We start from the raw sequence: 13270 nt of genomic DNA, 5'->3' as shown, positions 1-13270 counted from the left end.
CGGCAGGGCGATGCAGAGTAGCCGCCCGCCCATCGCCATGGGCATAGCCGAAACTCGTCCGACGAGATCCTGCTTCGACCCGGCAGGGCGATGCAGAGTAGCCGCCCGCCCATCGCCATGGGCATAGCCCCTTGCGGCTCCCGTCAAGGGCGACGATGCTGGACGCGGGGCGGCGCTGGCCCGCGGCGCGCGTCGGCACGGGAGGACGCCCGGCGAGGGCGTTTTCGCCTGCGTTGGAGACTGAGATCCGCGCCGTTCAGGGCGCGTCGGCTGCGGCGGCCGGAGCAGCGCGCGACGAACTCACCCACGCGTCGGCCAGCAGGTCGTCGAGCCGAGCGCGCGGCGTGCTTGCCCTGGAAACGCTCTGGCTGATGGCGCCGGCGCCGGCAAACGCTCCGCCCGAAACCGCGCCGTTCCTAGCGCTCCGCCAACCAGCGACGTCGAACTTCGCCTCGGGCTCGCCGAGCGCTGGCAAACCCGTGGCGCAGCCGCCGCGCCGTATCCGCCCAGCCAACGCCATCGTGATGGCCGGCGCGGCGTATCCGCCCAGCCAACGCCATCGTGCTGGTCGGCGCGGCGCTGGTTACCTGTTCCCATCGCGAAGGAGGAAGCGATGGCGACGAGGGTGGAGTGGGCCGAGCGGGTGGCGCGATGGGAGCGGAGCGGGCTGAGCGCCGAGAAGTTCGCGAGGCGCGAGGGATATAAGCCCAAGCAACTGTATTGGTGGCGCTGGAAGCTGCGGGCTGACGGGGCCTCGCAGCTCTCGCCGCCGTCGTCGACCGAGCCGCCGCGCTTCCTGCCGGTGCACGTGGTGGCTGACGTTTCGCCGGTCGTGGCGGAGCCGATCGAGATCGCGCTGCCCAACGGGCGGGTGGTTCGCGTTCGTCCGGGTCTCGACCCCGCCACGCTCGAGTGCGTGCTGGCGCTGGCGGCCGAGGAGACGCCGTGCTGACGCTGCCGCCGTCGGTGCGCGTCTACGTCGCGGCGGAGCCGGCTGACCTGAGGAAGAGCTTTGATGGGCTGTCGTCGCTGGTCGCGCAGGGCTTCGGAGCCGACCCACTCTGCGGACATCTGTTCGTGTTCAGGAACCGGCGAGGTGACCAGATCCGTGTGTTCTTTTGGGACCGCACCATGGCCGTTTCCACCTCGCCCGCGACTTGCCCCAGGGCGCGACCCACGTCGAGATCGAGGCAGCCGAGCTGTCGCTGATGCTCGAAGGGCTCGACCTGTCGCTGGCCATACGACGCAAGCGCTGGAGACCCGGCGTGAGAAATCTCGACGCGCCGAAGCAAGGCTTGATGGATGCGCGCGGCCTGCGTATCTAGCACGCCTCGTGACCCATCCCCCGCAGTCTCAACCAACACTCCCCGCCGATTTGGCGGATGTACGACGGAAGCTCGAGCAGCTCGCGGCCGCCGGGCAGATCCCGGAGCTGATCGAGCTGGTGCTCGGGCTTTTGGTCCAGCTGCGCGACAAGAACACGGCGCTGTCGGCGAAGCTGGCGAGCGCGCTGCGCGAGCTGTACGGCCGCAAGCGCCAGAAGATCTCGACCGAGCAGCTGATGCTGCTGTTCGCTGAGCTCGGGGCGGAGGCGCCGCGGGGGACGGCAGGTTCGGAGCTCGGCGCCGAAGCTCCGCCGCAGCCGGAGCAGGGGCTGGTGCCGCAACCTCCTGAGCCGCCGAAGCCGCCGCGAGAGCGCCGTGGACGCGCGCCGCTTCCCGCACACCTGCCGCGTGAGACGCGCGTGGTGCCCGTCCGCGAAGCCGAGCGAAAAGCGAAAATGCCCGCAGTGCGGCGCCGACAAGAAGTGCATCGGCCATCGCACGAGCGAGGTCCCCGAGTTCGTCCCTGCGCAGTTCCGGATCATCGAGGAGAAGAGGGAGAAGCTCGTCTGTCCGAGCTGCCCCGAGCAGGGAGTGACGACGGCCGACAGCGAGAAGGTGATGGATCGGGGTCGTCCTGGGCCAGGGCTGCTCGCGAGCATCCGCGTCGAGAAGTTCGAGGACGCGATGCCGCTCTACCGGCAGGCGCAGCAGTACGCTCGCTGCGGCGTGTCGCTCTCGCCGTCGACGCTGGGCGAGTGGTCGGTGTTCGCGCTCGATGTGCTCGCGCCCGTGGCCAAGAGAATCCAGGAGCGCGTGCTGGGTGCGTGCTACCTGCGCGCCGACGACACGGGGATGCGGGTGGTCCTCCCCCGCTTCCGTCGACACCCCCGACAGCACCAGGAGGCAGGGATGGGACGGCGAAAGAGGAGGGCGTTCACGCCCGAGTTCAAGGCGGAGGCGGTACGGCTGGCGAAGGCGGGCGACGGGAGCATCGGCCAGGTGGCGAAGGACCTCGACCTGACCGAGACCGCGCGGCGCAACTGGATCAGGCGCGCGGACATCGACGCGGGCCACGGCTCGCCAGGGTTGCTGTGGACGCCGGATCGAGAGGAACTGCAGCGGCTGCGCCGCGACGTAAAGCGGCTGGAGATGGAGCGCGAGATCCTAAAAAAGCGGCGGCCTTCTTCGCGAAGGAAAACGAGTGAGGTTCGAGTTCATCGACGCGGAGAAGGCGCACTACCCGGTGCTGGTGCTGTGCGCGGTGCTGATGGTCTCGCGCAGCGGCTACTACGCGTGGGCCAAGCGTTCAGAGTCGGCGCGGGCCAACGCCGATGCTCAACTCAGCCTGCAAGTCAGGGCCGTGCACCACAAGAGCCGGGTCCGCTACGGCAGTCCGCGCATCCACGCGGAGCTGCGTGCTCGCGGCATGCATATCGGCAAGAAACGGGTCGAGCGGCTGATGCGAGCGGAGCGGCTCGCGGCCCGGAGGAAGGGGCGCTTCCGCCGCACCACCGACTCGCGGCACAACGGCCCGATCGCCCCGAATGTGATCGAGCGGCAGTTCGACGCTCAAGCGCCCAACCAGGTCTGGGTGACGGACGTAACGTACATCCCCACCGACGAGAGCTGGCTGTACCTGGCCGTGATCCTGGACCTGTTCTCGCGCCGCATGGTCGGCTGGGCCGCGAGCGCCACCAACGATCGCACCCTGGCGCTCACCGCGCTCGCGTTCGCGTTGGGAACGCGGCGCCCGGAGCCTGGGCTTGTGCACCACTCGGACCGCGGTAGCCCCTACGCCAGCGACGATTACCGCAGGGTGCGGCGCATGGGCTCTCCCGAGCATTAGCCGCGCCGGCGACTGCTGGGACAACGCCGTGGCCGAGAGCTTCTTCGCCACGCTGAAGGCGGAGCTGGTTGAGTACGAACGCTACCCGACGCAAGCGGCCGCCATCGCCTCGATCAGAGACTGTATCGACAACTTCTACAACCTGAAACGTCGGCACTCACGGATCGCCTACATGAGCCCGATCGAGTTCGAATTGAAGACCTACGTGACCGCGCTCGCGGATAGTGAGACTGTCCGCGGAAGCGGCGAGGACCAGTACGCTCGCTGCGGCGTCTCGCTGTCGCCGTGGACGCAGGGAGAGTGTCGGCCCTCGCGCTCGACGTGCTCGCCCTCGTGGCCAGGAGGATCCATGAGCGCTTCAGCTGGTTGCCGCTTAGCTCGAGCTTGCGTAGTCTCGGCAGAGCAAAGAGCTCCTTCGGCAATCGTTCCAGATTGTTGAACCCGAGATCGAGCTCTTCGAGATCGACGAGCGCGGAGATTGAGGCCGGCACCTCTTTGATAGCATTGTCGCTCACGTTCAAGCTACGCAGGCTAGTCAGCCTGCACAGGTTCGAAGGGAACCACTTCAGTCGATTCCCGCTCAAATCCAGCTTCGAGAGCTGGCCGAGCGCCGCAAGCGAAGACGGCACTTGTCTCAACGCATTGCGAGACAGGTCGAGCTCCTCCAGCATGGTGAGCGTCCCGATCTCCTCAGGCAGCTGGTAGAGGCCCAGCGCGCAGATTGAGCGCCTTGCCACCTTGGCCTGCGGCGACGGTGATATTTTTGAGCGCGTCGCTCGCAGCTCTTTCCACGCCCGAGTCACCACGCGAGGATGACGCGACTCTTGCACCTCTCTTCATTTTATACTCTCGTTCTTTTGTTGCTGTCGCAGCTCTACATGGGTGGCGTCAGACTTGCCGTTGAATGCGACACCATGATAACCTTGTGTCGCGGCTTTCGGGTTGGTAGCTGAGCCACATGTTGTGGTCGCAGCCCGTGGCAACCTCTTGCCCGCCACACCCATCCCCTTGACCTTGTGCCACAGCAGACCTCGGCATGGACGTCGCCGCGACCCGAGGCGCTCTGGCGACCTCATGACTCGTAGAGTGATCCCCCGGCGCCCCGAGCGAGGCCGGCGGGCCTCCCGCGGGCGCTCAGAACGATCCGCGCAGCGAGATCGCAGCGCCGTCCGGCAGCAGGGCGGAGCCCGTGGCCGGCGCCGCGGGGATCATCGGATCGAGCTGGAAGTACAGCACCGTCCCCACCCCCGCGACGACGAGCCCCGCGCCGGCGCTGATGGCGCCGGCCTTCCAGAGGGTGTCGATCGCCTCGACCTCGTCCGCCGTACACCCGGGCGCGCACCGGCTGCGGAGCTCGCTCCGGTCGACGTGCCCCTTGATGCCGAGGAACGCGCCCACGCCGACCGCCACCGCGCCGACGCCGGCAAGCACCAGCGGCCAGCGCTGCCGCACCGGCGCGGCGCCGCCGCGCGCCGCGGCCGGCGGAGCGGCCGCGGGGAAGCGCACCGCGATCGGCAGCGCCTTGTCGCCCGGCGACACCGTGACCACGGTCACGACGCGCGTCCCCGCCGCGTCCTCGAAGGTCAGCGTGTGGCGCCCGGGGTCGAGCTCGATCGGATCCTTCGGGAGCGCCTCGACGAGCGGCGCGCCGTCGAGGAGCACGCGCACGCGGCCCGGCGCGTGGCCGTCCGCGGACGTGGCCGACAGCGCGACGCTGGGCATGTCGCGCTCGACCTGCTCGCTCCAGCTCTGGCAGTCGCGGGCGAGCGTCGCCGGGCACGAGCTCACGCACTGACGGAGCTCGGCGCGGGCCCGCCGCAGGGCCCGGTCGCGGACGAGCTGCTGCGCGTGCTCGTACGAGGCCGCGCACGTTTCTCCCACGCCCTGAGCGCGGGCGCGCGAGCCCGCGAGGAGCGTGACGGCTGCGACGAAGGCGGCGAGGAGGCCCCGTTTCATCGCGGCGTAGGCTACACGCTTCCGTCCTTCACAGACACTCACGCTTGATCCGCCGGATGCCGTCGGCGTCCAGGTAGTAGGGGGGCACGCAGCGCGACCGCGGCCGCGCGCTGCGCGCGGGCGCCGCGGCGCGCACCCCCGCGGCGGGCTCCGTGGCGGACGCGCGCGCGACCGACGCGGCCTTCGCGGGGGCGCTCGCGGAGGCCGCGGGTGCCGCTGCGGACGCGCTCGCGGCGGGCGCGGCTGCTGCGGCCCCTGGCGCGGCTGCTGCGGCCCCTGGCGCGGCCGCTGCGGCCCCTGGCGCGGCCGCTGCGGCCCCTGGCGCGGCCCCGGAGCCCTCGGCGACCCCAGAGCCCTCGACGGCCCCAGAGGCCTCCGGCGCCGAGACCCTCGCCGACGCCGAGGGCTCGCCGACGCCGGCGCGCTCGTCCAGCGCGGCCTCCGGCCGCGCGCCACAGCCCCTGCCGGCGACCACCGCGAGCAGGAGCGCGGCGGCCCCGAACGCCAGCGTCGAGGCGCGGACGAGCTGCGCGCTCACCCGCCGCGCCGGCCCCGCCGCCGCGATCGGCGTCGCGAGCGCGGACGCCGCCGGCCGCGCCATGTCCTCGACCGTCCTCGTCATCGTCGCGACCGTCACCGAGACCCGCGCCGCGCGCGCGCGCTGCCCCGCCGGCAGCGCCGGGCGCGTGTCGATCTCTCGCAGCAGCGCCCCCTGCACGGCGGCGGGGCTCGACGGCGCCGGGGCCGCGCTCCGCTGCGTCGAGACCGCGCTCCGCTGCGACGTCTCGATCGCGGCCAGGCTCTTCGCCCGCGCTTCCAGGAGCGTCCCCGCCGTCGCCTCGACCCACGCCCCGACCGCGCGCGGGCTCGCCGGCGAAAGCGCCTCCTCCAGCGCGGCCGCCATCTCCAGCGCGGTCGCGTAGCGCCGCTCGGGGTCCTTCTCGAGCCCCCGGAGCACCACCTCGTCGAGCGCCTTCGGCACGTCGCCGTACGCGCTCGGCGGCTGGACCACGCCCTCGAGGATCCGCCCGTAGATCTCCGCGTCGCACTCCCCGGTGAACAGCCGCCGCCCGGTGAGCACCTCCCAGAGGACCACCGAGGCCGCGTAGATGTCGGCGCGCCGGTTCACGGGCGCGCCGCGGAGCTGCTCCGGCGCCATATAGCTGAGCTTGCCCTTGAGCTGCCCGACGCGGCTCACCTGGCTCCGCACCGCCGCGCGTGCGATGCCGAAGTCGAGCACGCGCGCGATCCCGTCCTCGCCGACCAGGATGTTCTGCGGCGACACGTCGCGGTGGACGATCTGGAGCGGCGCGCCATCCTCGTCCGTCGCCTCGTGCGCCGCGTGCAGGCCCGCGAGCGCGCCGGCGACGATGGCCGAGCCGACCGGCTGCGGCACCTTCTGCCCCTGCCTGCCGGCCTCGCGCAGCAGGCTCGAGAGCGACTCGCCCGCGATGTACTCCATGACCACGAAGAGCTCGTCGTCGGCCTGGACGCTGTCGAGCGTGGTGACGACGTTCGGGTGGCGGATGCGCACCGCCAGCCGCGCCTCGTCGAGCAGCATCGACGAGAACTCGGGATCCCGCGCGAACTGCGGGTGCAGGCGCTTGATCGCGACGGTGCGCGCGAAGCCGTGGGCGCCGACGAGCCGACCGAAGTGGACGGACGCCATCCCCCCGGAGGCGATCACGCCGTGGAGCGTGTATCGATCGAGGGTCCTCCGCTCGCGCTCCTGAGCCGCTTCCATCGTCGCTCTGTTTTACAACATCTCGGCAGCGTTGCTGGACGGTAACATGCGCGCGCACGGCCGGCGGGCCGGCGGCGAGGGAGCGCCGGGCACCGCCGCGGCAAACCGCCTGCGGGCGCGCGGCGCGACGGAGCCGCGCTCGGCCGAGGTGGGGTCGGTGGAGGTGCAACTGAGTGTGTCCACAGTGTCAACGCATGGTTGACACGGATCGGGCCGGCGGCGCGGTGGCGGGTCGGGCGCGCTGCGCTGCGCGGCGCGCGGCGCTCGCGCGGCGGCCTCCGGCTACAGGGGGACCTCGATCACGCTCTCGCAGGTGAAGTCGACGCTCAGCTCCGCCGCCACGTCGGCCTGGACCGCCGTGCACGTGTCGACGCAGAGCACGATCTGCGTCGGGCTCGCGGGCTCGTCGTAGCGCCAGGCGCCCTCGGTCGCGCAGCTCTGATCGTACACGAGCTCCGTGGCCGCGTTCGCGCCGTCCGTGTAGACCACGCGGACCTTCTCCTTGTCGAAGCTGCTCCCGTCGGGGGGGAGCGGGATCGCCATCGTGCACGAGACCGCGGCGCTGCGGATCCGGTCGATGGCCGCCTTGAACGCGGCCGTGGTCTGCGAGGGATCGCCGGTGTCGATGAGGACGGCGCCCTCCGTGCCGCCCGCGGCCGCGATCTTGTGCAGGTCGTCGAGCGTGTCCGGCGCGCCCTCGATCGGCGGGTTCTCGACCCCGATGACGTACGTCGGGATGCTGTCCGCGAACGCCGCCTGGGCGTCGGCGACGACGGCGTCGATCGTGTCGGAGGCCTCGTCGCAGCCCTGCGGGTAGCCGTCCGTCACGAGCACGATCGCGTATTTCCCGGGGTTCTGCTGGCGCTGCGCCTCGATGAGCGCGCTCGTGCCGCGCATCACCCACGCGGTCGGCGTGCCGCCGCGCCAGTCGCTCGACGTCACCGGCTCGATCGCGTCGAGCGCCGCGCCGAACGCCGGCGAGGGCAGCGGCGTGAGCGGCACGTCCGGCGTCGCGTAGATCTCGGCCGAGCACTTGTCGTCCTCGGCCGGGAAGAACGTGAGCGAGGCCGTGAGCCCCTCGGACCCGGGATCCGCGAAGAACTGCTGGGTCGCCGCGACCACGGGATCCCACTTGAGCGACTTGTCGTGCCACTTCTTGTCGCCCTTGCCCATGCTGCCCGACACGTCGAACGCGAAGGCCAGGTACACCGGCTGGAGCGACGCCGCCGCCGTCTGCGTCGCGCACGCGCCGCCGCCCGCGGGGGTGCCGTTGCCCGCGCCGCTCGAGCCGGGCCCGATCTCGCCGCCGATGTCGAACGAGCCCCCCTCCCCGCCGGAGCTCCCGCCGGAGCTCGCCCCTTCGCCCTCTCCCCCCTCGCTCGGGCTGCTGCCGCACCCGAGCCCGACCGCAGCCACGCTCAGCACCGCCATGGCAACTGGAAGCAATTTCATACGTCGTCGGCTCCTTGCACCACCGCGTCCCGTCCTCGCGCCGCAGGCATCGAGTCGCCGGGATATCGCGTGGTCCCGGACTCCGAAGCACGCCGGGTGCCAGGGCAAACGGGAGTCTGTGCCGCCGAGGAGGTGCGCTGTGCGCAAACGTCGTTATCTCGGACCAGCGCACCGTGTCACGACGTCCTTCAACGAGGCGCCGGCCGGGTCCAGCGTGACGGTGTATGGCGGGGTGAACGCGCTCCCCTGCCCCATGTCCTTCCGGGTGGTGTCCGACAGGCCGAGATAGGCATTCCCGCTCGCCACGATCTGCGCGGTCGGCTCGCCGTCGTAGAAGATGTGCGGATCCTTCACCCCGTCGAAGGTGTTGTTCTCGATCCGGAGCCGGGCCTCGAGGCCGCCCCCGATGGCGTAGTTGTTGCCGGCCGCCGAGTAGTAGTTGTTGAAGACGTGGACCTCGCCGAAGCGGACGCGCGGCATGCGCTCGATCACGCCGTCGGCCCACCAGTTGTGGTGGAACGTGACGCGGAGCCTCCCCGTGTCCTCGTCGCTGTTGTTGTCGCTGTGGCCGACCAGGTTCGAGAAGCGGTGCGCGGGATCCGGCGCGTTGCTCGTGTAGTGGAACTTGCACCACGAGACGGTCACGAGGTCCGAGCCGTGGACGACGTCGAGGTTGCCGTCCAGCCCGTCCCAGATCTCCACGTGATCCACCCAGACGTGGTGGGCGAAGTGGATCTGGATCCCGTCGTCGACGGTCGAGCTGGCGTCGATCTTGAGGTTCTGGACGATGACGTTCTGGATCGGCGCGTCGATCGACTTCCCCCGGATCTGGAGCCGGCCCCGGAGGGTCGCGTCGGGTCCAGCTCCGATCAACGTCTTGTTCGACGCCACGTCGATGTCCACGCCGCTGATGTCGATGTCGCCGGCGATCTGGATGATCAGCGGCTCGGGGCTCTCGGCGTACTCGACGAGCTGCTCGGTCGTGGTCGCCGTGACGGTCATCCCGCCGAGGCCGCCCGTCGTGGTGGCCACGCCGTGGCCGCTCACGCCCGCCCACCCGATCGGCGCGCTGGCCGGACAGCCGTCGACCGTGCCGCCGCCGGAGCCCGCGCCGGAGCCCGAGCCGCCCGCGCCCTGCCCGCCGCCGCCGCCCGCACCTTCGCCGCCGGCGCCGCCGGTCGCGCCTCCCCCGCTGCCCGTGGTCCCGCTGCTGCTCGCGGTGCCGCCGCCGGTCGTGCCGCCGCCGCTCGCCGCGCCGCCGCTCGCCGTCGACGACGCGCCGCTCGTCCCGGCCCCGGACGACGTCGCGCCGGCCGCGCCGGTCGCGTCGCCGTCGTCCCCCGACGCCGCGCAGCCTCCAGCGCCAGAGAGCGCGACGAGGGCCGCCGCAAAGGGGGTGAAACGATTCGACCTCTCATGCCGCATGATTGCCTCCTGAAAGCGTGAAGAAAGACGTTGCGTGGAAACCCCGGATCAGGCCTCCTCCGGGCTCACTGGACCTCGAAGGCGCCGAGGTCGGGCGCGGCGCCGGAATAAGGGAGCGCGGGGCCCTCGGTCGAGCCCGCGTCGACGAGCTGGCTCGTCGGGGCGAGCCTCAGGAACTCCGTCGCCGGCAGGCTGCCGTCGGGGTTGCGGGGGGCCTTGGCCAGCGCGCGATCGAAGCTCAGGAAGTCGGCGTCGGTGGCGCCCTCGAACGCGTTCGAGACCGTGGTGCCGACCGGCTCGTCGCTGGATTTCCTCGCGTGCGAGATGTTGTTGATGAACGTGTGGAATCCGCCCTCGCCGAACGCGAAGTTCATGGACCCGTTCAGCCACCCCGTGCAGTTCTTCACCGTGATGTTGCCGACGTTGTTGTTCTCGTCGAAGCCGCGGACCTTGTTGCCGAACGCGACGGAGCGGGTGATCACGTGATCGGACGCGAGGCCGTTGCTCCCGCCCATCTTGAAGCCGTTGCCGTTGCCCATGTACGGGACCGGAGGCGGCGTGCTCATGTACCCCCCTTCCTTGTAGCCGTTGTCGAAGGCCCAGCACTGGTCCAGGAGGACGGGCTTCAGCGGCTTGCCGTTGCGGTTGAACATGTCCCAGCCGTCGTCCGAGTTGTTCCAGGCGCGGCAGCCGTGGAACTCGTTCCCCTCGCCGACGTTCAGCTTGGGGGCGAAGCCGTCCGCGTCGCCGCCGTCGGGCGGGTCGAAGTTGCTGTAGGAGTCGCAGTTGATGATCTTGTTGTGGGACGGCCACTCCTCCTCCGGGGTCTCCAGCTCGCCCAGCCGGCCGCCGAGCTGGAGCCCGGAGTCCCGGTTGTGGCGGAAGACGCAGCGCTCGACGACGTTGTGGTGCCCCGAGATGAAGAGGCCGTTGTCGCCGGCGTTGGCGATCACGATCCCCTCGAGGTGCCAGTAGCTGCCGTGCAGCTCGACGCCGCGCGGGCTGGCCGGGTCGCCCTTCTTGTAGTACTGGTCCTTGAACTCGAGCACGGGCTCCTCGCCGGGATAGGCGAAGAGGCGCTTCCTCTGCTCCGGCGTCCCGTCGTTCCCGTGGGCGATCTCCACGGTCGGGACGTAGAGGTACTCGCCCCCGCGCAGGTAAATGGTCTGGCCCGGCTGCACCAGGGTGATCGCCTTGTACAGCGTGGTGGGCGCGTCGAGAGTCCCGGGGTTGTCCTCCGCGCCGTCGGGGGCGACGTAGAGGTCGTCCTCCGAGGGCGGCTGATCCATGCCGCCGGCGCCCGCCGAGGTGCTGGCGCCGGAGGCGACGGACGTGGCCCCGCCCTGCCCGCCGGTGCTGGCCGTCGAGCCGCCGCCCGGTCCCGAGGTGGTGGCCGTCTGGCCGCCGCCGGAGCTCACCGTGCCGGCGCCTGCGCCCCCGGTCCCGCCGGAGGATCCATCGGGCTGGCCGGCGGGATCGCCGGCGTCGCCGCAAGCGGCTGTCGATGCGAGCAGGAAACCGGCGCCGAGCGCGGCGAAGAGGAAAGAACGCATTCCGATGTCTCCATGGCTAGGGGAATGCCGCTTCGCCAGGCCCGTTCCTGTTCCCTGATGACAAGAAATGGAACCACAGAGGCGCAGAGGGCACAGAGGAAAGAGAGACAGAGAGAGAAAGAAAGAGAGAGAACTTTCAGCTCTCTGCTCTTCCCTCTGTGTCCTCTGCGCCTCTGCGGTTCCTTCTCATCCCATCAGGAACGGACCAAGGCGGCACGGCACAGCGGGGCGACGGCGGCCGTCGCGGGGAGCGCTCACTGCACGGGCGCGACGTAGGCGATCAGGGTGCCCATGTTCTTGATGAAGCTCTCCACGGTGATGCCCGTCGGCGCCTCCACGGGCGGGTACCCCGCCGGCGCCTTGCTCGGCTCGTAGGGCGAGGTGTCGTTCAGGTCGCCGACGTGCGTCGTGGCGTAGGTGTCTTCGAGATAAGGCTCCGCGGTGCCCGGGCCGATGGGGGGGTTGGTGATGTACGTGAGCTTGACCGGCCAGTAGCCCTCCTGGTTGAGCTCGCTGACGACCTTCTGCGCATCCGCCTCGGTCACCGGCGTGGTCGCCATCGTGCGGCCGACGTAGAGATCGCCGAGCGACACCTCGCGCAGCGAGAAGTACTTCGGCAGCGCCGCCGGCTCGTCGGTCTTCAGGGGCGAGCCCGCCGTCAGCTCCTCGGGCGATTTGGCCTTCAGCTCGTCGTAGCGCTTGCGCATGGCGGCGACGTCGAGCTTGCGCGCCTGCCCGTAGTGGCCAATCGGCTTCGCGGGGTCCTTGTCGAAGTAATACTCGCCGTTGACGACGTTCGAGCCGCGCCGGTGGACGTAGAGCGGGACGTCGGTCCCGATCTCGATGTACGTGGGGTGCGTGCGATCGGGGAAGAGCTCGATGAGCTCCGGCGTGAGCTTGACCTTGTCCAGCCAGTCCAGCGCCTCGGGCACGCGGGCGATGTACTTCTCGTCCCCGGTCAGCTCGTAGAAATTGAGGAGCTGCTGGATGTTGTTGGCCGTCGTGTGCGTGGTCAGCGCCGTGGGCTCGTACGTGCGCGCGCCCACCGGCTCGCCCTCGAGCGTGAACTGCAGGCCCCACGCGGGCTGCGGCGCGGGCTGCTGCATGGCGACGAAGTTGTCCATGGCGCGCTCGATGTTGTCGAGCAGCTCAGATTGGCCGAGCGCCATGCGGCACATGATCAGGAACTTGATGTTCTCGCCGGCCACGTCGTCGTTGAAGGTGACGAGGCTCGTGTAGTCGGGCTTGCCCTCCTCCTTGCTCATCAGCGGGAAGCGCTGCGGCCAGCCGCCCCCCGGGTACTGGGCCGTGGTGACGAAGCCGATCGCCTTCTCGAGCGGCCCGCGGAACCGCTCGTCCTTCTTCTCGAGGTACATGCGCAGGAGGAGCTGCGAGGCCACGGCGGTGCCGGCGTCGTCGAACGTCGCGTTGCCGTAGTAGTGGTGGAACTCCTCGAGCCGCCATCCGTTCTGGCCGATCTTCGTGTACCAGTCCTTGAGCGACTCCTCGCCCGCGAAGTCGTAGATGTAGTTCCAGCCGCCGGCCTCGTGCTGGGCCTCGATCAGGGCCAGGGCCACCTGCTCGGCGGCCTTGTAGAAGAGCTCGTCGCCGGTCGCGTGGTAGGCGTCCAGGTAGGCGTGACCCATCGACGGCGTGCCGGGCGGCTGCACCCACAGCATGGTGCGAAACGCCTCCATCTCGCCCCAGCTCTGGGAGAGGTCGGGGAGGTAGCTCCACACGTACCCCCCCTTGTACGCGACCTTCTCGCTCATGAAGGTGGCCGCGCGCTTCATCGCCTCGTAGTACGGCACCATCTCGGGCGGCACGTCCGGGCCCGGGCCCGGACCTGGGCCGGGACCAGGCTCCGGGTCGGTGTCCCCGCCGCAGGCGGCCAGCACCACGGGCAAGAGAATCGACATCGCGAACGTTCTGCGTTTCATAGGTTCCTCGATCGCACAGGGCGCTGCGT

Annotated in this window: 10 protein-coding genes and 2 pseudogenes; 5 read left to right on the top strand and 7 right to left on the bottom strand. The window is 70.4% G+C overall.

Annotated elements, in window-relative coordinates; translation table 11 throughout:
• Window positions 1-613: 613 nt before the first annotated feature.
• The 5 genes and pseudogenes from tnpA to WME83_RS20540 form a co-directional block, all read left to right on the top strand.
• Complete coding sequence (gene tnpA, locus WME83_RS20560) at window positions 614-952, top strand: IS66 family insertion sequence element accessory protein TnpA (RefSeq protein ID WP_437320984.1); 339 nt, start codon at window positions 614-616, stop codon at window positions 950-952.
• Window positions 913-1209, top strand: coding sequence for an IS66 family insertion sequence element accessory protein TnpB (tnpB, locus tag WME83_RS20555; protein WP_437320983.1), 297 nt, complete (start codon window positions 913-915; stop codon window positions 1207-1209). Before tnpA ends, tnpB begins: the two co-directional genes overlap by 40 nt.
• The gene (locus WME83_RS20550) at window positions 1119-1325 is read left to right on the top strand and encodes a hypothetical protein (protein ID WP_437322157.1); all 207 of its coding nucleotides are present in this window, start codon (window positions 1119-1121) and stop codon (window positions 1323-1325) included. Before tnpB ends, WME83_RS20550 begins: the two co-directional genes overlap by 91 nt.
• Window positions 1326-1333: 8 nt before the next feature.
• A pseudogene (locus WME83_RS20545) lies at window positions 1334-2213 on the top strand (IS66 family transposase); the annotation flags it as partial.
• 21 nt (window positions 2214-2234) lie between these two features.
• A pseudogene (locus tag WME83_RS20540) lies at window positions 2235-3391 on the top strand (IS3 family transposase); the annotation flags it as partial.
• On the opposite strand, the gene WME83_RS20535 reads toward WME83_RS20540, so the two are convergent.
• From WME83_RS20535 to WME83_RS20505, 7 genes are all read right to left on the bottom strand, one after another.
• A complete protein-coding gene (locus WME83_RS20535; protein WP_437322020.1) occupies window positions 3285-3842 on the bottom strand; it encodes a leucine-rich repeat domain-containing protein in 558 nt (185 codons plus the stop codon). The pseudogene WME83_RS20540 and the gene WME83_RS20535 sit on opposite strands and share 107 nt — an antisense overlap.
• 463 nt (window positions 3843-4305) lie before the next feature.
• Window positions 4306-5127 carry a hypothetical protein gene (locus tag WME83_RS20530; protein WP_437320982.1) on the bottom strand — a complete coding sequence of 274 codons (822 nt, stop codon included), beginning with the start codon at window positions 5125-5127 and terminating at the stop codon, window positions 4306-4308.
• A gap of 28 nt (window positions 5128-5155) precedes the next feature.
• On the bottom strand, window positions 5156-6871 hold the full coding sequence (locus WME83_RS20525; protein ID WP_437320981.1) for a serine/threonine-protein kinase: 1716 nt from the start codon (window positions 6869-6871) through the stop codon (window positions 5156-5158).
• Window positions 6872-7153: 282 nt separating this feature from the next.
• Entirely contained in the window at window positions 7154-8323 is a 1170-nt protein-coding gene (locus WME83_RS20520) for a vWA domain-containing protein (RefSeq protein ID WP_437320980.1), read from the bottom strand.
• 153 nt (window positions 8324-8476) lie between these two features.
• On the bottom strand, window positions 8477-9748 hold the full coding sequence (locus tag WME83_RS20515; RefSeq protein ID WP_437320979.1) for a pectate lyase family protein: 1272 nt from the start codon (window positions 9746-9748) through the stop codon (window positions 8477-8479).
• Window positions 9749-9813: 65 nt separating this feature from the next.
• On the bottom strand, window positions 9814-11301 hold the full coding sequence (locus WME83_RS20510; RefSeq protein ID WP_437320978.1) for a right-handed parallel beta-helix repeat-containing protein: 1488 nt from the start codon (window positions 11299-11301) through the stop codon (window positions 9814-9816).
• 254 nt (window positions 11302-11555) lie between these two features.
• Window positions 11556-13241 carry a pectate lyase gene (locus tag WME83_RS20505; protein ID WP_437320977.1) on the bottom strand — a complete coding sequence of 562 codons (1686 nt, stop codon included), beginning with the start codon at window positions 13239-13241 and terminating at the stop codon, window positions 11556-11558.
• Between the last annotated feature and the right edge of the window lie 29 nt (window positions 13242-13270).

The sequence above is a fragment of the Sorangium sp. So ce385 genome (assembly GCF_051474135.1).
Lineage (GTDB): Bacteria > Myxococcota_A > Polyangia > Polyangiales > Polyangiaceae > Sorangium > Sorangium cellulosum_D.
This window is presented reverse-complemented; position numbering and strand designations above follow the sequence as displayed.

Bases quoted from the DNA above. Each gene is read 5' to 3' on its own strand.
- WME83_RS20525 (WP_437320981.1), bottom strand. From the start codon at position 6,871: ATGGAAGCGGCTCAGGAGCGCGAGCGGAGGACCCTCGATCGATACACG.
- WME83_RS20515 (WP_437320979.1), bottom strand. From the start codon at position 9,748: ATGCGGCATGAGAGGTCGAATCGTTTCACCCCCTTTGCGGCGGCCCTC.
- WME83_RS20530 (WP_437320982.1), bottom strand. From the start codon at position 5,127: ATGAAACGGGGCCTCCTCGCCGCCTTCGTCGCAGCCGTCACGCTCCTC.
- tnpA (WP_437320984.1), top strand. From the start codon at position 614: ATGGCGACGAGGGTGGAGTGGGCCGAGCGGGTGGCGCGATGGGAGCGG.
- WME83_RS20510 (WP_437320978.1), bottom strand. From the start codon at position 11,301: ATGCGTTCTTTCCTCTTCGCCGCGCTCGGCGCCGGTTTCCTGCTCGCA.
- WME83_RS20505 (WP_437320977.1), bottom strand. From the start codon at position 13,241: ATGAAACGCAGAACGTTCGCGATGTCGATTCTCTTGCCCGTGGTGCTG.
- WME83_RS20520 (WP_437320980.1), bottom strand. From the start codon at position 8,323: ATGAAATTGCTTCCAGTTGCCATGGCGGTGCTGAGCGTGGCTGCGGTC.
- WME83_RS20535 (WP_437322020.1), bottom strand. From the start codon at position 3,842: ATGCTGGAGGAGCTCGACCTGTCTCGCAATGCGTTGAGACAAGTGCCG.